Below are 26,112 nucleotides of genomic sequence, written 5' to 3'. Positions count from 1 at the left end.
TCATGAAAAAACATCTTATCTCTGCTCTTCGCTCAGAGCGCAGGCGAAATTACACCATGAATGCCAGCATAGTTTCGGCGGTATTTATGATAATGATATGGGCAGGGCTTCTTACAGGATTTATAATGATAGGCATAAAAAGATGCCTGCATTTTCTATCCCCTTTACAAATGCCTTTTGTTTTTCTGATCGTGGGACTTGTGGTATCTGTAATAATCGGCACTTGCATTTCTGCCGCTGTAGCAAGCAAGATAGTAGGGCCTGTGCGTGAGGTAAAAAAGGCAATGCACAGGGTAGAAAAGGGAGATTTCTCTCAAAGGTTAGAGGTAACAGGCTTTAACGGCGAGATAGACGAGCTTATAGAAAGCTACAACAAAATGGCGCAGGAGCTTGGGGGCATCGAGATGTTCAGGGAGAATTTTATCAACAGCTTCTCCCACGAGTTCAAAACGCCTATCGTTTCTATCCAGGGCTTTGCGAAACAGCTAAAAAAAGAAAATCTGTCAGAAGAGAAAAAGCAGGAATACATTGACATTATCATCAGCGAATCAAAGCGTTTGACCAATCTTTCATCGAACATTCTTATGCTTTCAAAGCTTGAAAATCAGCAGATCATCACTGACAAGACAAGCTTTTCCCTTGACGAGCAGATAAGAAACTGCATACTTCTTCTGGAAAAGCAATGGACGGCTAAGGACATAAGCTTTGACATTGATATGCAGGAGATACAATACACCACCAATGCGGAAATGCTCTCGCAGGTGTGGGTGAACATAATAGGCAACGCCATAAAATTCTCCCCAGAGGGAAGCTCTATCAGAATAAAGCTTTTTAAAGAGGGTGATGTGATAACGGCTGAGATAACTGACCGTGGCATCGGAATGGATCAGCAGACCATATCACACATTTTCGAGCGTTTTTATCAAGGGGACAGGGCGCACGCTTCAGAGGGAAACGGACTTGGTTTGCCCCTTGTTAAGCGTATCGTGGAGCTGTGCAACGGCAATATCCGTGTAGAATCACAATACGGAAAGGGTACAAATTTTATTGTTACGCTCCCTGAGAATGGATAGGCATATAAAAAGGGCGGGTATTTCGCAGGAAATATCCGTCCTTGATTTTTTATCTCAGGTCATCAATGCTGTAGCTGTTATAGCCCTCGTAATAATAGCTTTGGTCTATGCCCTTCATAAACAGCTCTCGGTCATTTATATCCGCTGTGAGGGAGTTTTTAAGCAGGTGCTTTATTTCGATATCACGAATGGGGCTTCGTTCCATGGCAAGGAGATAATCCTCCTTGTCTATCCTGCTCCAATCTACCGCCATAGAAAGCTCTTTTCTGAACATCATATCCAACCATATGCGCATTGACCTGCCATTGCCCTCTCTGAACGGGTGGGCGATATTCATTTCAACATACTTTTCAACTATAGCGTCAAAGTCGCTTTGTGGCATTTTTTCGATATTTTCAAGGGAGCTTTCAAGATACATAACAGGGGCAAATCGAAACCCGCCTTTGGCAATATTCACAGTTCTTATTTTCCCTGCAAAATCATAGATATCCTCAAAAAGATATTTGTGTATCTCTGCGAGAGCCTGAAAACTGCCTGCTTTCTGCTTATCCAAAATGCCATGTTCAAACAGCTTAACAGCCTTTTCCTTGCTTAGCTTTTCTTCTGTTCTGGCAAGGGTCGCAGAGTCGGTTATACCAAGTTTGTTTTCCAAAGCCATAAGCTGTTCTCCTTTCGGTGGATTTTAGATAGCTGCAAAGCCCTGCTTCAGATCGTCTATGATATCCTCCACATTTTCAAGACCTACGGAAAGTCTTATCATTCCGCCGTTTATGCCTGCGGCAACGAGCTGTTCGTCTGAAAGCTGTCTGTGTGTTGCGGATGCCGGGTGGAGGATACAAGTACGGATATCGGCAACGTGAACTTCGTTGGAAGCAAGCTTAAGGCTGTCCATGAACTTTGCCGCTGTATCTCTTCCGCCCTTGATAACGAACGAGATAACGCCTGCTGTGCCAAGAGGGAGATACTTTTCGGCAAGCTTATGGTACTTATCGCTTTCAAGTCCAGGATATGCAACGGACTCTACCTTGTCATTGCTTTCGAGGAATTTTGCCACTGTGAGCGCATTCTCGCAATACTGCTTCATTCTTACAGGGAGAGTTTCAAGTCCCAGATTGAGCAGGAACGAGGAATTTGCAGCAGGATAGCAGCCGAAATCTCTCATGAGCTGCATTCTTGCTTTTACGATATAAGGTGCGAACGAATATTTTTCAGTGTAGATAGTGCCGTGATAGCTTTCGTCAGGCTCGGTCATGCAAGGGAACTTTCCGCCCGTCCAATCGAACTTGCCGCTGTCAACGATAACGCCGCCGACCTGAACAGCGTGACCGTCCATATACTTTGATGTAGAATGGATAACGATATCTGCGCCCCACTCGATAGGTCTGCAAAGGTATGGAGTAGCGAAAGTATTATCAACGATAAGAGGAACGCCATTCTTATGGGCGATATTTGCAAAACGCTCGATATCGAAAACTGTCAGCGCAGGGTTTGCGATAGTTTCACCGAAAACAAGCTTTGTATTATCCTTGAATGCCGCCTGTATCTCATCATCTGTAGCGTCTGGGTCAACATAGATACACTCTATGCCAAGTCTTTTCATTGTTATGCTGAAAAGGTTTATGGTGCCGCCATAGATAGAAGTGGAAGCTATAAAGCTGTCTCCTGCCTGACAGATGTTCAGGATAGAGCAAAGTGTGGCAGCCTGTCCGCTTGATGTACACATTGCGGCTGCACCGCCCTCGAGAGCGGCTATCTTCTTCTCAACTGCGTCTGTGGTAGGGTTTTCAAAGCGTGAGTAGATAAGGCTCTTGGTAGGGTCGTCAAAGACCTCGGCTATCTCTCTTGAGGAGTCATAGACATAAGTTGTGCTTTGTACGATAGGCACTACTCTCGGCTCTCCGTTTTTAGGCGTATAACCCTCGTGTAAACATTGTGTTTCGATCTTCAATCAAATCAAATCCTTTCAATGCGGTGATACCGCTAAATTTTTACCAATATAAAAAGCTTTTCAAAAAGCGTTTAAAACAGCAGTCCCCTCAGACCGCCCAAACATTATAAATGCGTTTATTCTGCATAGCGAAAACTCATAGCTGAATCGAAAATATCTTCTCCCATTGAAACATACTTTAGTGGTATCACCACATTATATTGTATATATTCGCTGTCAGAAAACTCGTATATACCCTGAACGCTCACACTTTGATCCTCACCCAGAGCCGCAATAACACAGCCACGCTTGCCATTGCCAAGGTCAAGTCCCCGATAATCAAGCCAAACATTATCATCAGATCTGATATCAGCCGACTTTGCATACATATCAAGCATATCATCGACCGTGGTCTTGTCAAGCCGCTGATAATAAGACAATGACAGATTTAACCCGTCATATTTTTCGTCCACTTTGCCGTCAATAAGATTTGCATAGACAATCTTCACATCTCTCGTGCCGTCAAAATCATCTGTAGTTAGCTCATGCTTTTCCAACTTTGCGGCAGAAAATCCACCTATCTCAGGCAACTCTAAAGCGGCAGAAAAATCCGAAAGTTCTATGGTCAAACCGTTTTCAATATCATAACGGTCTGTATCCACCGACCCTCCGTTAAACATATCATAAACATAGCTGTCTATGACCATGTAAACGCCACCCGTGGTGATATTCGCAGAAATGCCATTTTCGTCAACGAAACTTTCAAGTTTCGTGAACGTGCTATCCTCGTCAAACTGCATTATAACTGCACTGGCTTTCTGCTCGTCGCTTATTTTGTCGCTAAACTCAAAACGAATGACCCCACCCCCGAAATCAGCGTCAGTATACTTGACAGGTATACTAAGGAGCGGCTCGTCAGAATTTATCATTGCGTTTATACCATAATAATCAGAAAGCTTTGCTCCTGCACCAAAATTGCCCTCCACGGTGCATTTGGCTGTATATGGTATTTTGCTAAGGTCACAAACAAGCTCAGGGTCACGAATTATTTCCACCTGCGAACTGTCATCCGTCTGCGAACTTTCCTCCACACTGTCGGGCGTATCTGACACCGCTTCCGCAGTAGTAGTATCTTTCGTTTCTGAAACGCTGTCTGCGGCTTCCTCAACAGGTCCGCAGGCGCAAAGTGACACTGACAGCAATGCCGCCAGCAATACGGCTGTTTTTCTGCTATTTTTCATATTAAGTTTCTCCCTATTTTTTTATTTTGTTTACCTTACAAGTCCTTGAAGTCCACCCTTGCCCCCGTAAGAGCACTCTCCATTACTATCCTTGCACATTCTGAAAGCGAAACTGCGCTTTTGCAGGTCATCATGGCTTTTTGTATGCAAAGTCCGAAAACTATGTGAAGCTCTCCCCTGCCTGCTGACTTCTGCGCTATAGGCAGAAGCGGTTGCCAAAGAAGCTTTATATAGCTTTGGACAGTTTCACCTGTGGTGCAATTTCTTATTTTGCCAAAGCTTGCGCCCCCTGCATTTGCCGCAGTGTAGCGGAGCATTTCCCCAACGTCCGTAAAAGGCTCGTTATATTTTTTAAGCACTCCTGCGGTAAAAGACCACACTGAGTAGTTATTGCCCACAAGCTTTTCGTCAATGATATCGCCGTAGAAATACTTTCTGCCTGACTTATCAGTGAACACCGTGAAAACGTCCTCTTCTTTAACACCATCTGTCATGAAAAGCTTTCTCACGTCCTGCTGACAGGAATAGCCTGCAAGAGAGCCTATACAGCACAAAAGGGATTGCGGGTGGACATAGCCCTCGGGGCTTCTCATGGCTCTGAGAAGTCTGTCGAATATTTCAAAGGCACTGCTTTTATATTGTTCAAGTTCCATTTTTATCACCGTTTCTCACGTTTTCTCCCCTTTTTATCTTTTTTTATCACAAATCTGATGATATTAACATAAATCACCGCAAGCCCAAAGCCACCAAGCAGACCTGTTACCAGCCGACGTTTATTGGTGGACTTTTTCACCCCTGAATACTGCAATGACCAATCCAGCATGGTAGTTTCACAGCAGAGTACGGCTGTGAGGGTGGATATGTTTTTCTTTATGGCTATCGGAAAGCCTACAAGCTGTCCTGCAAGCACGCCTGTACATCTTGCGCACACCGGAAACTGCCAGCCGTGAAAAAAGAAGCTTCTGTCGGGGCGTTGGTGACAGCCTGCCGACGCACCAAGCTTCATAAGATAAAGCCACAGTGCATATGGGTCTTTTCTCATTCTCATGCTATGCTCTGAACTTATAATCGCAATCAGGACAGACCCAATAGGAGCGTGTTTTTGACTTGCTTTCCATGCCGCAAAGTCCGCAGATAAGCCCTGGCAGTCCGAACAGTATATAGCCGCAGCAGCCTTTTCCAAAGCCGTATTTGCCGCTTCTGTAGTCTGTTTCGCTTATAAGCTGACAGTTCCTGCCGCCACATTTTGGACAGCGTTTGCCTGTACAAAAATCTGCCATGGTGTTTTCCGCCTTTCTTTTGTGTGGTGTTTATCAGATAAAATTCAGGGGCTTGACGATCTGAAAAGACCTATCAGCCCGCTGAAAATTTTTATCCTTTGATATTATACGTTTATTTCTGCAACATCGTCAGACACACCGTTTGCTTCGACAACAGGCTTTACGCAATTTTCGATAAACTCGTCCACCTGCTGTGGGCATCTGCCGATAAAGTTTTCAGGCTTCATTATCTTATCCATTTCTTCCTTTGTTATCATGAACATAGGGTCGTTGAGGATAAGCTCGCAAAGGTTATTGTCAAGTCCCTCTTTCTTAACTCTTGCGCCTGCTACCATTGAATATTCTCTTATTCTTTCGTGAAGTTCCTGTCTGTTTCCGCCCTTTTCTACAGCGTCCATCATAATGTTCTCTGTAGCCATGAAAGGAAGCTCTGCCATAACTCTTCTTCTGATGATCTTGTCATATACTACCAAGCCGTTGTCAGGATCTGTAACATTGAGCATGATATTAAGTATAGCGTCAACACCCAGGAAAGCTTCGGCAACGGAAATTCTCTTGTTTGCAGAGTCGTCGAGAGTTCTCTCAAACCACTGTGTACCTGCTGTGAATGCAGGGTTGAGAACGTCGCAGATAACGTATCTTGCAAGTGATGTTATTCTCTCATCTCTCATTGGATTTCTCTTATATGCCATAGCGGAAGAGCCTATCTGATTTTTCTCGAACGGCTCTTCGATCTCCTTGAATGACTGCAAAATTCTTATGTCATTTGAGAACTTCATAGCAGACTGAGCGATACCGGCAAGAACTGAGCATACCTGATAGTCCATTTTTCTTGAATAGGTCTGACCTGAAACCGGAACGACAGCGTCAAAGCCCATTTCCTCGGCTATCATTTTTTCAAGCTCTTTTACCTTATCAGTATCACCGTGGAAAAGCTCCATAAATGAAGCCTGAGTGCCTGTAGTTCCCTTTGAGCCGAGGAGCTTGAGGTTAGCAAGTCTGAAATCCAGATCTTCAAGATCCATAAGAAGCTCGTTGCACCAAAGAGTAGCTCTTTTGCCCACTGTTGTGAGCTGTGCAGGCTGGAGGTGAGTATAAGCAAGGCAAGGCATAGCCTTATACTTATCGGCAAACTTTGCAAGCTGGTCGATAACCTTGACAAGCTTTCTCTTTACGACCTTAAGTGCATCTCTCATGATGATAACGTCTGTGTTATCGCCTACATAGCATGAAGTTGCGCCAAGGTGAATGATACCTGCTGCCTTTGGACAAACAAGGCCATAAGCATAAACGTGTGACATAACGTCATGACGAACAAGCTTTTCACGCTCAGCGGCAGCGGCATAATCTATATTATCAATGTTAGCTTCAAGCTCGTCTACCTGCTCCTGAGTAACATTAAGACCGAGCTTCATTTCAGCACGGGCAAGGGCTACCCACAGCTTTCTCCAAGTAGTAAACTTCTTGTCAGCAGAGAAAATAAACTGCATTTCCTTACTTGCATATCTGGTACAAAACGGGCTTTCATAAGAATTTGTCATTGTTCTTCGACCTCTTTCGTAATATTATATAATGTATACACACTTATTATAGCATATTTTTTGCGGGTTTACAATAGGTTTAAGGAGAAATGTTTACAGCGGGACGGCATTGGATAGGGAAGAAGCTTTTAAAAGTTAAATTTCTGTAAATTTTTAAGTAGAAACAGAGCTGTGCTTGACTTTTTAGGGCGGATATGTTATGATATTAAAGCCGCATATTCACGGTCATAAGTGTTTGTATTTGCAGACCACCGTGCATAGCGAGTTTATTTAAAGGTAGGTGCATTCGTAATGTACGCAGTAATTGAAACAGGCGGAAAGCAGTATCAGGTTAAGCCTGGTGATGAGGTTTTCGTAGAAAAGCTGGACGTAAACGCTGAGGACGCTGTTACTTTCGATAAGGTAATGGTAGTTGGCGCTGACGACGGTATCAAGGTTGGCGCTCCATATGTTGACGGCGCTTCCGTAACAGCTAAGGTCATCAAGAACGGCAAGTCCAAGAAGGTGACTGTATTCACTTACAAGCCAAAGAAGGGCGAAAAGACCAAGATCGGTCACAGACAGCCTTACACTAAGGTTATGATCGAAGCTATCAACGCATAATGATCTGTGCTGATTTTTTCAGAAATGAGCATGACAGACTTGTGAGATTTCGTATAACGGGTCACGCAGGTTACGCAGATTATGGCGAGGACGTATGCTGTGCAAGCGTATCGTCTGCTGTAATGTTGACGGCTAACACTGTCACTGAGGCTTTTAAGATAAAGGCCGATGTCGCAGTGGAAGAAAACGAAATAATATTAAGGCTTGAAAATGACAGCTCAGAGGAGGGGGACAAGCTACTTTTAGGGCTTCTCACTCATTTATATTTCCTAGCTGAGGAATTTTCAGGCAGGATCAAAGTCACGGTCAGAGATAACTGATCGGACGGATTACATTTTATGGAGGTGTAATTTAGATGATTAAGATTTCAATGCAGTTTTTCGCTCATAAAAAGGGAATGGGTTCTACAAAGAACGGACGTGATTCTGAGTCAAAGAGACTTGGCGTAAAGAGAGCTGACGGTCAGTTCGTACTGGCTGGTAACATCCTCGTTCGTCAGAGAGGCACTCACATTCACCCAGGCGAGAACGTTAAGAAGGGTTCTGACGATACTCTGTTCGCAACAAGCGACGGTGTTGTAAGATTTGAAAGACTCGGTAGAGACCGCAAGAAGGTTTCGGTTTATCCCAAGGCTTAATTTTGTAACATATGACCCTGAGCCTTAGGCTTGGGGTCTTTTGTTGGTTAATGACAACTAAATTTACGCATAATATCATTTATAAGGAGGTTTGATCATGTTTGTCGATCAGGCGAAGATCTATATAAAAGCCGGTGACGGCGGCGACGGTGCAGTTTCATTCCACCGTGAGAAATACGTTGCGGCAGGCGGTCCGGACGGCGGTGACGGCGGTAAGGGCGGAGATATTGTTTTCGTTGTTGACGACAATATCTCAAACCTTATAGATTTCAGATATAAGAGAAAATATGTTGCCGAAAAGGGGCAGAACGGCGGCGGCAAAAACTGCTCAGGCAGGAATGCTCCCGACCTTGTGGTGAAAGTTCCTAGAGGCACTGTTGTTAGAGAGATAAAGAGCGGCAGGATACTTGCCGACCTTTCTACCGATGAGCCTGCTGTTATCGCTCACGGAGGCAAGGGCGGACGTGGAAACGCTCATTTTGCCACTTCCACAAGGCAGATACCGAAGTTTGCAAAGCCGGGTTTCCGTGGTGACGAATATGAGGTCATGCTTGAACTCAAGCTTATTGCAGACGTGGGACTTGTGGGCTTCCCGAACGTGGGTAAATCCACGCTTATCTCTGTTGTATCAGCGGCAAAGCCAAAGATAGCCAACTATCACTTCACTACCCTGACGCCTGTGCTTGGCGTTGTTAAGATAGAAGAGGGAAAATCTTTTGTTATGGCAGATATCCCAGGTCTTATCGAGGGTGCGAGCGAGGGCGTCGGTCTTGGCCACGAATTTCTCAGACACGTTGAGAGGTGCAGACTTATCGTTCACGTTATCGACGTTTCAGGCAGCGAGGGCAGAGATCCTATCGAGGATTTCAAGGCGATAAATCACGAGCTTGAAAACTTCTCAATGGAGCTTGCGGAAGCTCCGCAGATAGTTGCCGCAAACAAGAGCGATATGGCTACCCCTGAGCAGGTGGAAAGACTGAGAAACTATGTTGAGGATCAGGGACTTCTCTTCTATGAGATCTCTGCCGCTACCACAAAGGGTACAAAAGAGCTTATGTATGGCGTATGGGAGCGACTTTCTGTTCTGCCGCCTGTTAAGCAGTTTGAGGCTCAGCCGCTCACGCAGGAGGAGCTTGACGATAAGCTCATCTCAAAGAAAGACTTCCGTGTTACTGTGGAGGACGGCGTTTATTTCGTGGAAGCAGATTGGCTTCTTGACATACTCAGGACGGCTAATATGGACGACTACTCTTCCCTCCAGTATTTCCAGAACGTACTCAGGACCAGCGGCATAATAGACAAGCTGGAAGAAATGGGTATCGAAGAGGGCGACACTGTTTCTATATTCGACTTTGAGTTTGAATATCTCAGATAGGAGGGAGCGTCACGGGAAATCTTTCTGATATGGACGCTATGCAATACTCCCCTCTGGCACTGGCTTTTATCGGGGACGGCGTTTACGAGATAAGGGTAAGGGAAAAGCTTATCCTTGAAGCTAATATGCCTGCGGACAAGCTGCACAAGCTCACTGTTGAGAGGGTGTGTGCGGAATATCAGGCAAAGGCTGTTCGCAAGTGGCTTGACGAGGGGCTGCTTAACGAACAGGAAATGGATATTTTCAAAAGGGGCAGAAATGCAAAGGGCATAAATGCTCCGAAACATTCCACTGTGGGTGAATACCGCATGGCGACAGGTTTGGAATGTCTTTTCGGTTTTTTATATCTCACGGGGCGTGAGGAACGTATAGGTGAACTGTTCGAGGCAGCATGGTCTGTGGGCAGCATCAATGAATAATATTACATCAAGGAGTGAATCAAATGTCAGGTCATTCAAAATGGGAAAACATTAAAAGAAAAAAGGGTGCAACAGACGCTGCAAGAGCTAAGATATTTACAAAGATAGGCAGAGAGATCGCTGTTGTAGTTAAGCAGGGCGGTGCTGATCCTGCAGGCAACGCAAAGCTGAGAGATCTTATCGCAAAGGCTAAGTCAAACAACGTGCCTAACGACAATATCGATAGAATTATCAAAAAGGCAGCAGGTGACGGCGACAAGAACAGCTACGAGTCAATGGTTTACGAGGGTTACGGTCCAAGCGGTGTTGCTGTTATCGTTGAGTGCCTTACAGACAACAAGAACAGAACAGCAGGCGATATCCGTCACTTCTTCGACAAGTTCGGCGGAAACATGGGTACATCAGGCTGTGTATCTTTCATGTTCTCTGATGTTGGTACTGTTGTTATGGAGAACAACGGCGCTGACGAGGACAAGATAATGGAGGACTGCTTTGAGGCAGGCGCTGACGATTTCAACGTTGATGACGATGTTATCGAGATATCATGCGACCCTAATCAGGTTTCTTCTGTAAGAGAAGCTCTTGAGGGAATGGGTTACAAGGTACTTTCTGCCGAGGCTGAGAAAGTTCCTTCAAACTACACAACTATCGAAGACGAGGACGCTATCAAGAAGATGGGTCTGCTTCTTGAGCATCTTGAGGACGATGACGACGTTCAGAACGTTTACCACAACTGGGAGAATATGCCGGTTGAAGAGGAAGAATAATCAGGAAGATTTCTGACACTTTACTATTGACATTTACATATAATGTGGTATAATAGAATCAGAGAGATCTATTCTTTTAATAGGGGTTGCGAATCCGTCTAAAATCGCTTTAATAGAGGTCACAGAGCCTTTAAAAATACTGTTTTAATAGGGGTTGCGAATCCGTCTAAAATCGCTTTAATAGGTATTTAAAGGGTCAATTTGTTTTGACCCTTTATTTTTTGTATGGAGATGTATGAACGTGCAGAAGTGGAAAATAATAAACAAGGATTACCTTGACTATCTGAGAGAAAATTATGAGTCGAGGATACCAAGAACAGACTACGGAAATGATAAGCTGAAGCCGTTCTTTGGAGAGCTTATGCGTGTGGGTGACCTTGCATATGTGACGCAGGTATCTTCTGCAAAGCCAAGACACAATAAAATAAAGGCAAATATAGATTTTCAGAAAATAATACATAATGACGTGCTTATAGCTGTTGTAAATCTTAATTATATGTTCCCTGTGCCTGTGTCTGAAATGACAGACCTTGAATACGGAAAAATCGAGGAGTATGTTGATTTCAAAAATGATACTGCCAAAAGCAAATACATTGACCTTCTGAAAAGAGAAATGAAATATATCAAAGAACTTCCTCTTGAAAACAATGCACGCTCATTGTATGCTCTCAAATATGACAAGCCTGAACACGTAATATCAAAGCGTTGTTTTGATTTCAAAACATTGGAAAATGGTGCGCATAAATGGACGGAGAAGCTCATAAAATAATCATGCAGATATGGGGGACTGACGCTTGCAGGGCGACAGTCCCTTTTAAGCTTTAAACGACGATTTTTCGGGGATTTTCGTGTTAAAATCGCTGAAAATCCTTGCAGCTTTGCGGTGCTGTTTGTAAGTTGTGCTATTGACATAAAAGGGGTTATAGTATATAATAATCGTATGTGTAGATATTGCCCTGAAAAGATAAAAAATACAGATAATGGGTGATAAGGAAGAAGCAGAAAATGATAGGAGGAAACTTATGAACAAGATTTTTTGTTCTGCTCTGACAGCCGTTGTTGCAGGTGCTATGCTCACAGGCTGTGCCATGCCTTGGGAAAAGGGTGCTGATGACGACGTTGCCCCCGGCGGTTATTCCTATACGGCTGACTCAAATTCAGAACAGAAACAAGCTTATCGCTGGCTCATAGAGCCGACTATAAACGCCGATAATATCATTTCTTTTGACGGAAGTCAGGTCGACCCTAACAACGAAAAGAACACAGCTTATGCCAACTATTCTGTTATCAGACAGAGCGGCAAGTATGGCATTATAGACTACAGCGGAAACATGGTAGTGCCTGCGGAATATGACGATTACTACACCTGCTGGTGCGGAGAGGTCACGCTTTTCAATATTATAAATGAAAAGAATGATGAGTATGAGTATTGCAGTATCGACAGCTCAAATCAGGTAGTATACTATGCGGCGGAACATCATGACAGTTCGCCGAGGTATTACTGGAACAGCAGTGAGGAAAAGATCTATGTAAAGGACGCTGACGAAGAACAGGGCGAAGAATACACCGGCAAAAAGGCTGTTGTGGTATGTGAAGCTGACGTGAAAAAGTCTGACAATGGTTTTTATGACATTTCTCCTGTGAGCGAACCGCTTTACGGGCTTGCTAAAAAGGACAAGCTTATACTTGATATGCAGTACACTGATTTCTATGCCCCTGCATACAAAGGCGCAGGACTTACCTGCATTGCCTTTGAGAACGACGAAGGCAAGTGGGGATATGTTGGTTCTGACGGCAAAACTATAATCGACTTCAAGTGCGACGGTGACATGAGTGCCTATTGCGGAAAGGTGATAGATGACGAGATGGCTGTTCATCCTTATCTTTTCACTGACGATTATCTGCCGGTATCCATAAATTCATCATATGGTTATTATGACATAGACGGCAACTGTATCGTAAAGCCAGGCGAGTTCGATCAGGCAAGACCTGTTCACAACGGCAAGGCATGGGTAATGAAGTCCGGAAAATGGGGCGTTATAGCATTCGGTGACGCACCTGTGGAGGAGGACTCATCAGAGGAAGAGACCACCACAACTACGACCACCACAAGCTACATCACCACGACCACAACTTCAACGACCACCACAACGACTTCGGCTTCAACAGAAACGAAAAAAGCAACTGAAACTACTCCTTCTTTGACACAGCCAAGTGAAACCACTGAGGTGTCAACAAACACGGAAACTGCTACAGAAACAGTAACGGAGCCTGTTACGGAAACTGATCCGCCTGCTCCTGAGCCTGAGCCGACACCTGAACAATAGCACAAATTCAAACGGCGTATCCAACATTGGGTACGCCGTTTTTTTGGTGCATGAATATGTGCGGATATGGAATAGGAATGAATAAACAAAGCGTGCGAACACTGTTCGTCACTGCCCTGTGACCGCTTGTTTTCCTATACAAAAAAGCCCTGCCGAAGCAGAGCTTTTCTTTTTTACCGGTTATAAATCTCTTTTCTGAGAAGTGCTTTACAGGCTTCAAAATCTACCTCGAGAATTGATTGACCGTCAGATGATGTGCCATATGAATAGGAATCATCATCAGGTATTCTCATAGACTTTATCTCGTAATTCATGGAGAATATCGCCTTATAGGTAAGAGCAAAAAGCTGCGTCTGGGACATATTGGTTGTAAGATGTGACATTGACGCTTTTGCGAACTTGTCTATAGTCAGCGGATCTGAGCCTTTCGCCTTTTCGATTATCTTTGTGATAACTGTTCTCTGGCGTTCTGTTCGCTGGAAATCTGCGTTGCCGACATATCTAAGTCTTGCATAGGCAAGCGCCTGATTGCCGTTTACATGGAGCTTCTTTCCGCCCTTATCAAGATAGTCTGTACCCTTTTTATTGCCAAGAAGCTTGTTTTGCTCTGCCATTGGAGGCTTCATGCCCTCGGCTTCTTCATCAGAAATGTCAAGCTCGATACCGCCAACTGCGTCAACGATATCAACGAATGACAGAAAGTCGATATAAACATAATCGTCAACGGCAATATCAAAATTATACTCTATGGTATCCATAAGAAGCTCTGCACCGCCGTAAACATACGCCGCATTGAGCTTTGACCATGTGTCTATATCATTTCCGTCAGCGTCAATGCCCTTGATATTCACATACATATCACGCATGAAAGAGGTCATTGTTATCTCTTTTGTGGTGCTGTTAATGGAGAGAAGTATCATAGAGTCTGTTCTGCCACGCTCGTCAGCGTTTCTTGTATCAGAGCCTATAAGCAGGATATTTCGTACATCAGAGCTGTTCATGGAAGCATCTGTGTTCGTTCTCTGACCTCTTTGCACCTTGTTCACCATGCCTATGTATCGCCATATAAGGACGTTCGCCAATATGAAAACCACCAAAAGTATGATGATAAGCACCTTGAAAAAGGTTTTTATAGGGTGTCTTTTTTTATTTTCCACTTTGTTTTTACCTTTTTTGTTCGTCTGACCGTTACGGCTTTTATTGTTTTTGCCAAATTGCAGGTCATTATTTCGTCTTTGGGCTGAGGTCTTGTTGCTTTTTGCTGACTTGCCTGAACCTCTCTGCTTGCTCTGTCCGTTCTGTGGACGTGACGTTTGTCTGCTCTGTGTCTGCCGTCTTGGAGCGCTTTCTCTGTATGAGCCTGCGTAATCTGATGATGAACGGCTTCCCTGCCCGTATGGCTGAGCTGTTCCCTGTGTATTATCATCAGGGTAGCCAGCGTCATAGTAATCGTCAAAGTCGTTCACGCCCTCGTCTATTTGCTGAACACGCTGTCCGTCCGCACCGCTTATGCGATTGAACTCGTCAAGTTGTCGCTGATATTCCTGTTCATAGTAGTCCTGAGGCTTACTATCATTTCTGTAGTTTTGTTGTCTGTCTTTATTAGCCACCTGACTGCACCTCCGTTCATTTTTACAATACCAATATTATAGTACATATCAGGCTTATTGTCAATGACAGAAAAAAAGGCGGAGCTTTTTCCAGCGTCCGCCTTGTTATTTTTACGTTGTTGTGGATAAGCGGGCGAACACTGTTCGCCCCTACAAGCAAATGCCGTATTTATGCGCATTTGCAGGTCTAAACATAGTTTTATTTTATTTTGCTGCTTCTTAGGGCGTTGAGAATAGCTATTACGGCTACGCCAACGTCTGCGAAAACCGCAAGCCACATTCCTGCAAGTCCCAATGCACCGAATATAAGCACGAGAGCTTTTACTCCAAGGGCAAAAATTATATTCTCTCTTACTATTGTCATAGTCTTTCGGGATATCTTTACTGCGTCTGCTATGCTTGACGGGTCGTCGTTCATAAGCACAACGTCTGCGGCTTCAATGGCGATATCTGAGCCTAAGCCGCCCATTGCGATACCAATATCGGCTCTTGCGATAACAGGTGCGTCATTTATTCCGTCCCCTGCGAATGCAACAAGTCTGCGGTCGGGGTCTTTTATAAGCTGTTCGACCTTTTCAACCTTGTTTTCAGGGAGAAGCTCACTGAAGAATGTTTTTATGCCCACTTTCTTTGCCACCTTTTCGGCGGTATCTTTCTTATCGCCTGTAAGGAGGACAGTTTCGACCCCAAGCTCTCTAAGTCTTGAAACGGCCGTGGCGGAGGTTTCTTTTATCTCGTCGCCTAAGAGTATCTCGCCTATGAACTTGCCGTCAAGGGCAACATAAACTGCCGTTGCGGAGTCTTCTGAGCTTTGTGCGGCGATACCGTTTGTTTCAAGAAGTGCTTTCTTTCCGCAAAGTATCTCCTTGCCGTCAAGCTTTGCTCTTACACCGTTTCCTGCTATCTCTTCAATATCAGAAAGTCTTGCACCGTCTATTTCCTTGCCGTATCTCTGCACTATGGAGATACCGATAGGGTGAGTTGACATACTTTCTGCATATGCGGCGGCTTCAAGGAGGATATCCTGTGAAACACCCTGTGGGTTTACGCTGAGGACAGTGAACCTGCCCTTTGTGAGAGTACCTGTTTTATCAACTGCGAGAGTTTTGCACTTAGCCATTGTTTCGAGATTTTTTGCGCCTTTTATAAGTATTCCCTTTTTAGACGCTCCGCCAATTCCTGCGAAGAACGAGAGAGGCACTGAGATAACAAGTGCGCATGGGCAGGATATTACAAGGAACAAAAGTCCTCTATAGAGCCATTTTGAGAACTGGTCAAAGCCCAGAATGAAGCTTGGTATAAACACGAGTGCAAGTGCAGCAATAACTACCGCAGGGGTATAAACTCTTGCAAAACGTGTGATGAACTTTTCGGTCTTGGCTTTTCTTTCGCTGGAGTTTTGCACCATATCGAGAATTTTCGACACTGCAGACTCGTGGAAGGTATTTGTGACCCGAACCTTGAGAAGTCCTCTCAGGTTTGTTGAGCCGCTGAGGACGCTGTCACCTGCTTTGACCTCGACCGGAAGAAACTCGCCTGTGAGCGCTGATGTATCAAGCTCTGATTCTCCTTCTGTTACGATACCGTCAAGAGGTATTCTCTCGCCTGTTTTTACGGCGATCATCTCGTCCTTGAGGATATCCTCAGGAGGAAGCTCGTATGTTTTGCCGTTTCTTACAACTGTTACAGACTCAGGCTTAAGCTCCATAAGCTTTGTGATAGATTTTCTTGACTTCTCTACTGCGATAGTCTGGAAAAGCTCACCCACCTGGAAGAACAGCATAACGGCTGCACCCTCACGGAAATCTTTAAGTGCGAATGCGCCAACTGTTGCGATAGTCATGAGCAGAGATTCATCAAAAGCCTCGCCTTTAACAAGGTTTCTTACGGCGGCGATAACAACGTCAAGACCTGCGATAAGGTAAGCAACTATTGCAAGGCCTGCACTGAGATACTCACATACAGTGCCGCTTCCAAGCTTATCCAAAAGCATTGATGCGATAAAGAACACGATAGCCACAGAAAGCTTGACTATCTCGCCCTTATGGTCATTCACAGGCTCTTCCTCTGCTGTCTGAGCACCATAATCCTTAACAGTAACGTCAGGCTCAAGCTGATGAACAGTATCTTCTATCATGATACGCAGGTCAGGATTAGAGCCGTCTGTTTTGACAGTAAGCTTTTTGCTGATAAAATCGACGTTTGATGAAATTACGCCTGCAAGCTCGCCCACACGGTTTGCTATCTTTTCACCGCAGTTAGGGCAATCGAGATCCTCCAGCTTCAGATAGAGAGTTTTCTCAGCACAATCGCCAAGCTCTTTCACGCTAACGTCAGGTTCAAGCTTATGGACGACGTTTTCTATCTCGGTAAAGAGGGCGTTTTTATCGCCCTCGAACTTTACGGTAAGTTTCTTATTGATAAAGTCGAGGTTTGAGCTTTTAACGCCCTCAAGCTCGCCCACACGCTTTTCGATCTTTTCTGCACAATGAGGGCAATCCAAGGCGGCAAGTTCCAGCGACATAGTATTCACGCCCTTATCCGAGAGGTCGGTAACAGAGACGTCAGGTTCAAGCTTATGGACGACATTTTCTATCTCGGTAAAGAGTGCATTTTTATCGCCGTCAAAATCAACTGTGAGCTTTTTATTGATAAAGTCAAGGTTAGAGCTTTTAACGCCTGAAAGCTCGCCCACACGTTTCTCGATCTTTTCCGCACAATGCGGACAATCGAGTTCCTTAAGAAGCAAAGTCATTTTACTCATTTCACATTCTCCTATACTACAAAAAACAGATCACTTTCTTTACTCGCTGATATGCTCGATACCCATATTGAGTATTATAGCGACGTGTTCATCGGAAACTGAATAATAGACTGTTTTTCCCTCACGTCTATACTTCACAAGTCTGGCTTGTTTAAGCACTCTGAGCTGATGCGAGATAGCGGACTGTGACATTTCCAACAGCTCGGCTATATCGCACACGCACATTTCGTCCTTTATAAGAGTAAAGAGTATTTTCACTCTTGTTTGGTCGCCAAGGACTTTGAAAAGCTCTGCCACGTCATATATCTCCTCCTCAACGGGCATTGTTTTCCCTATTTCCTCCATTTTCTCTATATTCTTTCCTCCGCACTGTTTATGCTCATGCTTTACTGTATTCTCGCTCATTTATTTTCGCGCTCCTTTTCTTATTATTGTTTTAGTATATTCGATATGGGTCATTTCGATTCATCATATGAATAACTGTTCATATGTTTATTATATCATATATTCATGTTTTGTCAAGGGGGGTTTGAAAATTTTTTTTGATTTAAGTTATAGGGGGTATTTTGTTTACATGGTACCGGTTGCATACCATGCGGGTGAACGATGTTCGCCCCTACGGATTATTCGGGCGAGTTTGCTGTGCCATTCCTCATTCCTCACTCCTCACTCCTCACTTTTTACACCTGTATTTAAACTTGACAAGTGTCTAAAAAAATGTTACTATACTATAGTAATAAAACTTATATGCAAATTCTCGGTCCTATCGGAAAGGAAATGATACTATGTCAAAATCTGTTGAGATCCAATCTCAGGATCTAACCAAAAGATACACCCTCGGCGAGGAGATCTTCAACTCCGTTTCACACGGTGCAGGCGGCCTGCTATCCATTGCCGGCACTGCCGTCCTTATCGTTCTCGCTGCCATTTACTCCAACGCTTGGGGCGTTGTAAGCTCCGCTATTTTCGGAGCTTCTCTTATCATACTTTACACAATGTCAACCCTTTATCACGCTATCACCAATCCAAAAGCCAAAAAGTTTTTCAGAATAATGGATCACAACACCATTTTCTTCCTCATTGCAGGCACCTACACCCCTATCACCCTTGTGCCTTTACGAGGTGCGTTTGGCTGGGTTCTTTTCGGAATCGTTTGGGGTGCAGCTATCCTTGGCATTGTGCTGAACTCCATTGACCTTGAAAAGTTCCGCAAGCCCTCTGTTGTATGCTATATCGCAATGGGCTGGGTAGTTATAATCGCTGTCAAGCCTATGATAGAAAAGGTTTATCCTCTGTCCTTGTGGTTTATTCTTATAGGCGGACTTTTCTACACTGTGGGCGTTATTTTCTATGTTAAAAAGAGCAAGAAATATTTTCACTCAATATGGCATTTGTTCACCATTGCGGGAAGTGTTTTCCACTACTTTGCGGTGCTTATGATGATAACTCACGAATAAGATAAAAAAATCCCGAGGGCGTTTTGAATGCTCTCGGGATTTTTTTACTCATTTTCTTCGTCGTTATCATTTTCCAATGTATCGATATACTTATTGTATTTCTTTATGGTGTGCTCATGCAGGAGATAGTCGATCACCATAGATACTGCAAAGCCTATAACTACATCTAATACAGCAGAGGAAACGCTGAATTTCGTATCGACAACCAGATCTATAACGGTAAACATGGCTGCAAAGACCAATGAATCAAGAGCATAAAACTTAATTCTGCTCTTTCTGCTCTTTTTGTCCGTACCTGTGTCAAGAGTCTTGCCTGTGAATGATCTCGGTATATCATAAATATGATTTTTACTGTTCACCACCGTATAGGTTATCATCATCACCACAACGCTTATAAGATCAGGCAACGGGTTCTGGTCGGTATACAACCGATACAAAAGCGAGATCAACACGCAGAATATCGACACTATGCCCACTGCCGCAAGGGCTGAATCGTTCGCCTGTTTGACACGCTCGTCAACACCATCTGTTATCTGAGTTTCAAGCTTTTCTTTGTTAAGTTTCATTTGTCATCTTTCCTTTCTTCCTTTTCTGTCCAAAACAGGTCGTTGAGAGTCTTATCCAAAGCGTCGCAGATAGCGACACAAAGCTTTAAGGTCGGGTTATAATTGCCTGATTCTATCATTCCGATAGTTTGTCTTGTTACGCCAACGGCTTTTGCAAGATCCTCTTGGTTCATATCCTTTTCAAGCCTTGCTATTTTCATTTTTTTATTTTTCAAGTTTTGCAGCCGCTCCTTTCTTTCTCGTTGATCATAGCATACATCATATTTTCTAAAATGTCAAGTATATTTTGCATTTTTCTCGATATTTTTTCATTATGTCAGGATCATTTTTATATGACAAGTCAGGGCGGCAAAATTAAAATAGTTCTTAACTGAAATATATGGCGGTTTTTCTATTGCAAAAATGGCTGAAAAGTAGTATAATCATAATGATGTATTATATGTGACTGCACTGAAATTTTCACATGGGTGCGGTTTTGACATGAAAGGAGCATTTTATGCGTAAGTCAGGTATTTTAATGCACATATCCTCTCTGCCTAACGATTATGGTATCGGCAAGCTTGGCAAGGAGGCTTATGCTTTTGTGGATTTTCTTGAAAAGGCTCACCAAAAATGTTGGCAGATACTTCCTATATCTCCTACAAGCTATGGTGATTCGCCATATCAGAGCTTTTCTGTTCACGCAGGAAATCCGTATTTCATCGACCTTGAGGCACTTGAGAAAGATGGTTATCTGAAACCTGCGGAATACAAGGATATTGAGTGGGGCGATGACAAAGGGTCTGTTGACTACGGCAAGATATACGAGGTCATTTTCAAGGTGCTTAGGACGGCACACAAGCGTTTTCGCAAGAAGCCTGAAAAGGCATACTCAAAATTCGTGGTGGAAAACAAAGACTGGATATACGATTACGCTTTGTTTATGTCACTGAAATTTGCCAACAAGGGCAAGGCTTGGTATGAATGGGACGAACCGCTGAAAATGTACAAGCCTAAGGCGATAAAAAGTGCTAGAAAAGAATATGCAAATGATATAGACTTCTGGTGCTTTGTGCAGTATAAATACTTCCAGCAGTGGAAAAAGCTAAAGGCTTATGCCAACGAAAAGGGCATCGAGATAATAGGCGATATCCCCATATATGTGGCATATGACAGTGTTGAGGTGTGGAGTACACCGCAGTATTTCAGCCTTGACAAGGAGAAAAAGCCTGTTGAGGTGGCAGGATGTCCACCTGACGCATTCACGGCAGACGGTCAGCTTTGGGGCAATCCTCTTTACAACTGGGAATACATAGCGAGAGATAAATTCCGCTGGTGGGTAGAGCGTATTAAGGCGGCTTCTGCCACCTATGACGTGGTGAGAATAGACCATTTCAGGGGCTTTGAAAGCTATTACTGCATACCATACGGTGCAAAGAACGCCAAAAAGGGCAAGTGGAGAAAAGGTCCTGACATGAGGCTTTTCAAAGAAGTCAAGAAACAGCTTGGGGACGTGAAGATAATCGCAGAGGACTTGGGTTTCCTTACAAAGCACGTTGTAAAAATGCTCAACGCAAGCGGATATCCCGGCATGAAGGTGCTGGAGTTCGGCTTTGATTCTGATAATACAAACGGCTATCTGCCCCACAATTTTAAGACCACAAACAGCATTTGCTACACTGGTACGCACGATAACGAAACCATACTTGGCTGGATAAAGAGCTGTGACGAAAAGACCAGAAGCTACTGCAAGGACTATCTTGGAGTTACAAAAGACGAGTTCGTGCCTTGGGCAATGGTAAGACTTTGTTGGTCCAGCGTGTGTGATACAGCTATCGCACAAATGCAGGATATACTTTGCCTTGACGATAAAGCCAGAATGAATACACCGTCAACAGTGGGAGCAAATTGGAAGTGGAGATTGGAAAGCTTTGATAAGCTTGATGATACTTTGGCGGAGAGATTGGCGAAGATAACTGTGGTGTATGGAAGATAGAGCAACGCTCAAGTGAGGAGTGAGGAGTGAGGAGTGAGGAATGTGCATAGCCGACCGAACAAATCACAAGCATGAAGAAGTCAGATACCATATAAAAGTAATATCGGAGAATTAAATCTGCACCGCTTTTCTATCCCTTAGCGCAACGTAGATCCGCAAAGAGCGACAGCGATTTTGCGGCAGAAGGACTTGCGCACCCCTCGACGTTTCGACTGCAACCTCATTTGTGTTATCCGCACAATGTTGCTCTGCACAAATTCTGGATAATTTAAACCTTGTCACTTCGAGCGGGACGTCGAGGGCGCCGTCCCCTACTGTGCGGTGGGAAAATTTTTATGGTTATTGAGCCATGTTGTTATCGTTGCTTGTTTCTTCGACGGGCAAACAATGTTCACCAATACCATACGTTGTACGGATAATAACAAAGTACAAAATACAATAGAATACATAAAATATCAGAAAGGATAAAAACCAATGAACAAAGAACTGTTTTACAGTGAACTTAGTAAAGACCTGAAAAAGAAGTTTGGCACGAGCGTTGAAAAAGCTCTGCCTTGGCAGCTCCACGAAAGCCTGTCGGCTACTGTTATGGAGCTTATTGACAGCGATTGGGAGAACAGCAGAAAGGCTCACCTTGACAGCCGCAGAGCCTGCTATCTCTCTATGGAGTTCCTTATGGGCAGAGCCGTTTACAACAACCTTCTTTGCCTTGGTATCACTGACGAGGTGGACGAGCTTTTGAAGGCTCACGGCAGAAGTCTTAATGACCTTGAAGAAATAGAGGACGCTGCCCTGGGCAACGGCGGTCTTGGCAGACTTGCCGCTTGCTTCCTCGATTCCGCCGCCGCTCATGACCTGCCTTTGGACGGCTACGGAATAAGATACAAGTATGGTCTTTTCAAGCAGAAAATAGTTGACGGCTTCCAAAAGGAAGAGGCTGACAACTGGACTAAGTACGGCGACCCTTGGTCTAAGAGATGCGAAAATGACAAGGTAGTCGTTAAATACGGCGACCAGACTGTTTATGCTGTGCCTTATGATATGCCTGTTATCGGCTTTGGTACTAAAAATGTGGGCACACTCAGACTTTGGCAGGCTGAGAGCGTGGAGGATTTCGACTTCGCTCAGTTTGACTGCGGTAACTATGACGGTGCCGTAAAGGCTAAAAATGACGCTGAGAACATCTCAAAGGTGCTTTACCCTAACGATAACTGTGAAGAGGGCAAGATACTCAGGCTCAAGCAGGAATATTTCTTCTCCTCCGCTTCTGTGACGGATATTCTCAAAAAGCATTTGGCTAAATTCGGCACTCTTGACAACCTTGGCGACTATATTACTATCCAGCTTAACGATACTCACCCTGTTATCGCTGTGCCAGAGCTTATAAGACAGCTTTGTGCTGAGCATAGCTATGACTTTGACAAGGCTTTTGAGATCGCCCACAAGGTCTTCAACTACACAAACCACACTATCATGGCTGAGGCTCTTGAAAAGTGGGATTGCAGACTTGTGGAAAAGGTAGTGCCTGAGGTCTACACATACATTCTTATGATAAACGAGCGTTTTATAAAGGATATGTACGCTCTCAAAAAGGACAGAGAATATATTTCAACGCTCTCCCCTGTTGGCGACGACATGGTAAAAATGGCGTTTATGGCTATCTATGTTTCAAGCTATATAAACGGCGTTGCGGCTATCCACACTGAGATACTGAAAAAGGACGCTCTTAAGGATTGGTATGAGCTTTATCCTGAGAGATTTCAGAACAAGACCAATGGTATCACTCAAAGACGTTGGCTGGCACTTTGCAACCCTGAGCTTTCCGCACTTATCACAAAGCTTCTTGGCAATGCAGATTGGGTGAAGGACTTGGACGAGCTTAAAAAGCTTGAAAAATATGCTGATGATGAAGCTGTTCTTAACGAGTTCATGGCTGTTAAGGAGGCGCAGAAAAACCGCCTTGCCGCTTTTGTAAAGGAGCATGACGGTGTTGATATCGACCCGAACACTATTTTTGACATTCAGATCAAGCGTCTGCACGAATACAAGAGGCAGTTCCTTAACGCTTTGTCTATACTTTACATTTACTATGGCATCAAGGACGGCTCTATAAAGAACTTCACACCGACAACATTTATTTTCGGTGCTAAGTCTGCACCGGGATACAGGAGGGCTAAGGCTATCATCAAGCTTATTGGCGAGATAAGCAAGCTTGTGAACGCTGACCCTGACACAAAGGATCTTATCAAGGTAGTTTTCGTACAGAACTACAACGTTTCCTATGCGGAAAAGCTTGTTACTGCGGCTGATGTTTCCGAGCAGATATCTACGGCAGGCACTGAAGCAAGCGGTACAGGCAACATGAAGCTTATGCTCAACGGTGCTGTTACACTGGGAACATATGACGGAGCTAACGTTGAGATCGTTCAGGAGGCAGGCGAGGAGAACAACTACATCTTCGGTGCAAGAGTAGAGGAGCTGGCTGAGATAATGCCAAAGTATGACCCTAGGGAGATACTTTTCTCAAACGACAAGATAAAGCGTGTTCTTGACAAGCTTATTGACGGCAGTCTTTCAGACGGCGGCGTTCCGTCCAACGAAGAGGGCAGCTTCAAGGAGCTTTACAAGGCACTCACTGACGGTGCAAGCTGGCACGTTCCTGACCACTACTATGTTCTTGGCGACCTTGAAAGCTATGTTCAGGCAAAGCTCAAGGTCAACGCAGACTACAAGGACAAGCTTGCATTCGCTAAGAAGTGCTGGCTGAACATTGCCAATGCCGGCAAGTTCTCATCTGACAGAACTATCAAGGACTATGCAGAAAACATCTGGAAGATAGAGCCTGTTAAGCTGTAATTGGAAATCAAATTTCTATGCAAATTGAATTTGTTAAGGGTACGACACATGATTTTAAGCTTTTTATACACGAAAATGAACTTATCATAATATTAATTTGCGAAAATATGAACTAAAGCATTAATACACAAAGGACAGGCTCGTTTTTTGACAGGCTTGTCAGTTTTAGTGTAAATATATTCAAGGGATAGATTTACATAAATGGCAGGAGGATAAATGTTAGACACCTTACTTAAACTAGACGGCGACATACTGTTATGGATACAGGACAACCTGCGTGCAGGGTGGCTCGACCCCATAATGAAGTTCATAACATATCTTGCAAACGGAGGTGCGTTATGGATAGGCATATGCGTTTTACTTCTCATACTGAAAAAGACGAGGACGACGGGACTTGTGTGCTCATGCTCGCTGGCGGTGACTTTTCTTATAAACAACATTATTTTGAAAAACATTATTGCCAGAACAAGACCTTACGAGGTGGTCGAGGGGCTTAACAGGATAATAGGGGCACAATCGGACTTCTCCTTTCCCTCGGGACATTCAGGGGCTTCCTTTGCAGTGGCGGTGGTAATGTTCATGGAGATGCCGAAAAAATACGGCGTGCCTGCACTTATAGTGGCAACACTCATTGCGTTCTCACGGCTGTATGTTGGTGTACACTATCCATTCGACGTTATCGCAGGCGTTCTAACGGGAACGATATATGCTGTTATCACAGTGGCAATATACAGAAAATTCTTCAAGGACAAGAAACATTCTGAAAAATGAAAGACATTTGACGGGCGGTTTTTGACCGCTCGTTTTTTGTTGCTTTATCATCAAATTCTATTGAAAATCAAGTGGAAATATGCTATCATAGAGATAATAAATATGAAGGAGAAAATCTTATGAAAAAGGTGCTTAAAACTATTCTTATGGGTGCTGTGGCTTTCAGCCTTGCTATGGGAGTGGGCTGTGGGACTGGTGAAAACAGCAGTCCGGAAAAAGAAAGCTCAAAGGCTGAGGACAGCAGTTCACAGAATAAGCGCAGACAGCTTCGTGACAAGTCTGACTACGGAAAAGTGATAGCCCTCACTTTTGATGACGGGCCAAATACGGACACCACGCCCCTTGTGCTTGACAAGCTTGAAGAACACGGCATTGTAGCTTCGTTTTTCGTTATCGGAAACAACATCACAGACGAGAGTGCAGAGGTCATGAAGCGTGCTTACAGCATGGGCTGTGACATTGAAAACCACTCTCAGAGCCACCCTGACATGACAAAAATGACCGCAGAGGAAATAAAGGCCGAGATAGACTTTACCTCTGACAAGGTGGAAGAGGCTGTTGGCGAACGTCCACAGTTTTTCCGTCCGCCATATATTGCGGTGAACCAGACAATGTTTGACGTTATAGATATGCCGTTTATATGCGGATACGGCGCAGAGGACTACAACAATGCTGTCGGTGTTGAGGAGCGTGTTGAAAAGGTGCTTGCACAGGCTAAGGACGGGGGAATTATCCTGCTTCACGATATGAACGGAAATGTTCAGACAGTTGCAGCCCTTGACAAGATAATCCCTGCCCTCAAAGAACAGGGCTACGAGTTCGTTACCATAACAGAGCTTTTCCACGCAAAGGGAGTTGCCATTGACCCTGACTCCGAGATCATTTACAGCTACGCTGAGCAGACTGAGATGTACGGCTAAATA

Annotated in this window: 26 protein-coding genes; 14 read left to right on the top strand and 12 right to left on the bottom strand. The window is 44.2% G+C overall.

Annotated elements, in window-relative coordinates:
* Nucleotides 1-2: 2 nt before the first annotated feature.
* Nucleotides 3-1,073 (top strand): HAMP domain-containing sensor histidine kinase, encoded by a 1,071-nt coding sequence (locus tag DW015_RS00670; RefSeq protein ID WP_117903454.1) that lies wholly within the window; start codon nucleotides 3-5, stop codon nucleotides 1,071-1,073.
* Nucleotides 1,074-1,122: 49 nt separating this feature from the next.
* Here the strand turns inward: DW015_RS00670 and DW015_RS00665 are convergent, their stop codons facing one another.
* From DW015_RS00665 to purB, 7 genes are all read right to left on the bottom strand, one after another.
* Nucleotides 1,123-1,731, bottom strand: a complete 609-nt coding sequence (locus tag DW015_RS00665) for a Fic family protein (protein WP_117903452.1) — start codon at nucleotides 1,729-1,731, stop codon at nucleotides 1,123-1,125.
* 24 nt (nucleotides 1,732-1,755) lie between these two features.
* A complete protein-coding gene (locus tag DW015_RS00660) occupies nucleotides 1,756-3,021 on the bottom strand; it encodes a PLP-dependent transferase (RefSeq protein WP_038672257.1) in 1,266 nt (421 codons plus the stop codon).
* A 116-nt stretch (nucleotides 3,022-3,137) separates the two neighbouring features.
* Entirely contained in the window at nucleotides 3,138-4,241 is a 1,104-nt protein-coding gene (locus DW015_RS00655; protein WP_117903450.1) for a hypothetical protein, read from the bottom strand.
* A gap of 35 nt (nucleotides 4,242-4,276) precedes the next feature.
* Nucleotides 4,277-4,894: a hypothetical protein gene (locus DW015_RS00650; protein ID WP_147338123.1), complete on the bottom strand. Its 618-nt coding sequence runs from the start codon at nucleotides 4,892-4,894 to the stop codon at nucleotides 4,277-4,279.
* A gap of 5 nt (nucleotides 4,895-4,899) precedes the next feature.
* Nucleotides 4,900-5,289, bottom strand: a complete 390-nt coding sequence (locus DW015_RS00645; protein ID WP_242993186.1) for a DUF2085 domain-containing protein — start codon at nucleotides 5,287-5,289, stop codon at nucleotides 4,900-4,902.
* A gap of 1 nt (nucleotide 5,290) precedes the next feature.
* Nucleotides 5,291-5,521: a hypothetical protein gene (locus tag DW015_RS00640; protein WP_022288729.1), complete on the bottom strand. Its 231-nt coding sequence runs from the start codon at nucleotides 5,519-5,521 to the stop codon at nucleotides 5,291-5,293.
* 104 nt (nucleotides 5,522-5,625) lie between these two features.
* On the bottom strand, nucleotides 5,626-7,062 hold the full coding sequence (gene purB / locus DW015_RS00635; protein ID WP_046441833.1) for an adenylosuccinate lyase: 1,437 nt from the start codon (nucleotides 7,060-7,062) through the stop codon (nucleotides 5,626-5,628).
* A 291-nt stretch (nucleotides 7,063-7,353) separates the two neighbouring features.
* Between purB and rplU the strand changes: the two genes are divergently transcribed.
* The 8 genes from rplU to DW015_RS00595 all read left to right on the top strand — a co-directional run bounded on the left by rplU (nucleotide 7,354) and on the right by DW015_RS00595 (nucleotide 13,190).
* Nucleotides 7,354-7,665 (top strand): 50S ribosomal protein L21, encoded by a 312-nt coding sequence (gene rplU / locus DW015_RS00630; protein ID WP_022288731.1) that lies wholly within the window; start codon nucleotides 7,354-7,356, stop codon nucleotides 7,663-7,665.
* Nucleotides 7,665-7,985, top strand: coding sequence for a ribosomal-processing cysteine protease Prp (locus tag DW015_RS00625; RefSeq protein WP_117903446.1), 321 nt, complete (start codon nucleotides 7,665-7,667; stop codon nucleotides 7,983-7,985). The genes rplU and DW015_RS00625 overlap by 1 nt, the downstream gene beginning before the upstream one ends.
* A 35-nt stretch (nucleotides 7,986-8,020) precedes the next feature.
* Complete coding sequence (gene rpmA, locus DW015_RS00620; RefSeq protein WP_022288733.1) at nucleotides 8,021-8,302, top strand: 50S ribosomal protein L27; 282 nt, start codon at nucleotides 8,021-8,023, stop codon at nucleotides 8,300-8,302.
* Nucleotides 8,303-8,399: 97 nt separating this feature from the next.
* Nucleotides 8,400-9,677 carry a GTPase ObgE gene (obgE, locus tag DW015_RS00615; RefSeq protein WP_117903444.1) on the top strand — a complete coding sequence of 426 codons (1,278 nt, stop codon included), beginning with the start codon at nucleotides 8,400-8,402 and terminating at the stop codon, nucleotides 9,675-9,677.
* Between the two features lie 29 nt (nucleotides 9,678-9,706).
* Nucleotides 9,707-10,096, top strand: coding sequence for a ribonuclease III domain-containing protein (locus tag DW015_RS00610; protein WP_046441827.1), 390 nt, complete (start codon nucleotides 9,707-9,709; stop codon nucleotides 10,094-10,096).
* A 23-nt stretch (nucleotides 10,097-10,119) separates the two neighbouring features.
* Nucleotides 10,120-10,863, top strand: a complete 744-nt coding sequence (locus DW015_RS00605; protein WP_038672277.1) for a YebC/PmpR family DNA-binding transcriptional regulator — start codon at nucleotides 10,120-10,122, stop codon at nucleotides 10,861-10,863.
* A 241-nt stretch (nucleotides 10,864-11,104) separates the two neighbouring features.
* Complete coding sequence (locus tag DW015_RS00600) at nucleotides 11,105-11,632, top strand: type III toxin-antitoxin system ToxN/AbiQ family toxin (protein WP_181979807.1); 528 nt, start codon at nucleotides 11,105-11,107, stop codon at nucleotides 11,630-11,632.
* Nucleotides 11,633-11,885: 253 nt separating this feature from the next.
* Complete coding sequence (locus tag DW015_RS00595) at nucleotides 11,886-13,190, top strand: WG repeat-containing protein (protein ID WP_181979806.1); 1,305 nt, start codon at nucleotides 11,886-11,888, stop codon at nucleotides 13,188-13,190.
* 173 nt (nucleotides 13,191-13,363) lie between these two features.
* Here the strand turns inward: DW015_RS00595 and DW015_RS00590 are convergent, their stop codons facing one another.
* From DW015_RS00590 to DW015_RS00580, 3 genes are all read right to left on the bottom strand, one after another.
* On the bottom strand, nucleotides 13,364-14,800 hold the full coding sequence (locus tag DW015_RS00590) for an LCP family protein (protein ID WP_117903441.1): 1,437 nt from the start codon (nucleotides 14,798-14,800) through the stop codon (nucleotides 13,364-13,366).
* Nucleotides 14,801-14,999: 199 nt separating this feature from the next.
* Nucleotides 15,000-17,564 (bottom strand): heavy metal translocating P-type ATPase, encoded by a 2,565-nt coding sequence (locus DW015_RS00585; RefSeq protein WP_117903439.1) that lies wholly within the window; start codon nucleotides 17,562-17,564, stop codon nucleotides 15,000-15,002.
* A 39-nt stretch (nucleotides 17,565-17,603) separates the two neighbouring features.
* The gene (locus DW015_RS00580) at nucleotides 17,604-17,969 is read right to left on the bottom strand and encodes a metalloregulator ArsR/SmtB family transcription factor (RefSeq protein WP_046441294.1); all 366 of its coding nucleotides are present in this window, start codon (nucleotides 17,967-17,969) and stop codon (nucleotides 17,604-17,606) included.
* 380 nt (nucleotides 17,970-18,349) lie between these two features.
* Here DW015_RS00580 and DW015_RS00575 point away from each other — a divergent pair, with 380 nt between their 5' ends.
* Nucleotides 18,350-19,021, top strand: coding sequence for a hemolysin III family protein (locus DW015_RS00575; RefSeq protein WP_117859453.1), 672 nt, complete (start codon nucleotides 18,350-18,352; stop codon nucleotides 19,019-19,021).
* A gap of 44 nt (nucleotides 19,022-19,065) precedes the next feature.
* On the opposite strand, the gene DW015_RS00570 is transcribed toward DW015_RS00575, so the two are convergent.
* Complete coding sequence (locus tag DW015_RS00570) at nucleotides 19,066-19,587, bottom strand: hypothetical protein (protein WP_117903436.1); 522 nt, start codon at nucleotides 19,585-19,587, stop codon at nucleotides 19,066-19,068.
* Nucleotides 19,584-19,802: a helix-turn-helix transcriptional regulator gene (locus DW015_RS00565; RefSeq protein WP_117876677.1), complete on the bottom strand. Its 219-nt coding sequence runs from the start codon at nucleotides 19,800-19,802 to the stop codon at nucleotides 19,584-19,586. The genes DW015_RS00570 and DW015_RS00565 overlap by 4 nt, the downstream gene beginning before the upstream one ends.
* Before the next feature lie 281 nt (nucleotides 19,803-20,083).
* On the opposite strand from DW015_RS00565, the gene malQ reads away from it, so the two are divergent.
* From malQ to DW015_RS00545, 4 genes are all read left to right on the top strand, one after another.
* The gene (gene malQ / locus DW015_RS00560; RefSeq protein ID WP_117903434.1) at nucleotides 20,084-21,562 is read left to right on the top strand and encodes a 4-alpha-glucanotransferase; all 1,479 of its coding nucleotides are present in this window, start codon (nucleotides 20,084-20,086) and stop codon (nucleotides 21,560-21,562) included.
* A 474-nt stretch (nucleotides 21,563-22,036) separates the two neighbouring features.
* Nucleotides 22,037-24,418, top strand: a complete 2,382-nt coding sequence (locus DW015_RS00555) for a glycogen/starch/alpha-glucan phosphorylase (protein WP_117903433.1) — start codon at nucleotides 22,037-22,039, stop codon at nucleotides 24,416-24,418.
* A 216-nt stretch (nucleotides 24,419-24,634) separates the two neighbouring features.
* Complete coding sequence (locus tag DW015_RS00550) at nucleotides 24,635-25,189, top strand: phosphatase PAP2 family protein (RefSeq protein ID WP_117903431.1); 555 nt, start codon at nucleotides 24,635-24,637, stop codon at nucleotides 25,187-25,189.
* Between the two features lie 119 nt (nucleotides 25,190-25,308).
* Nucleotides 25,309-26,109 carry a polysaccharide deacetylase family protein gene (locus tag DW015_RS00545; protein WP_242993184.1) on the top strand — a complete coding sequence of 267 codons (801 nt, stop codon included), beginning with the start codon at nucleotides 25,309-25,311 and terminating at the stop codon, nucleotides 26,107-26,109.
* Nucleotides 26,110-26,112 lie beyond the last annotated feature (3 nt).

Origin of the sequence: Ruminococcus sp. AF37-20, assembly GCF_003460465.1 — a bacterium.
Taxonomy (GTDB): Bacteria; Bacillota; Clostridia; order Oscillospirales; family Ruminococcaceae; genus Hominimerdicola; species Hominimerdicola aceti.
Note: the sequence above shows the minus strand (reverse complement) of the source record. Positions and strands in the feature narration are given on the sequence as shown.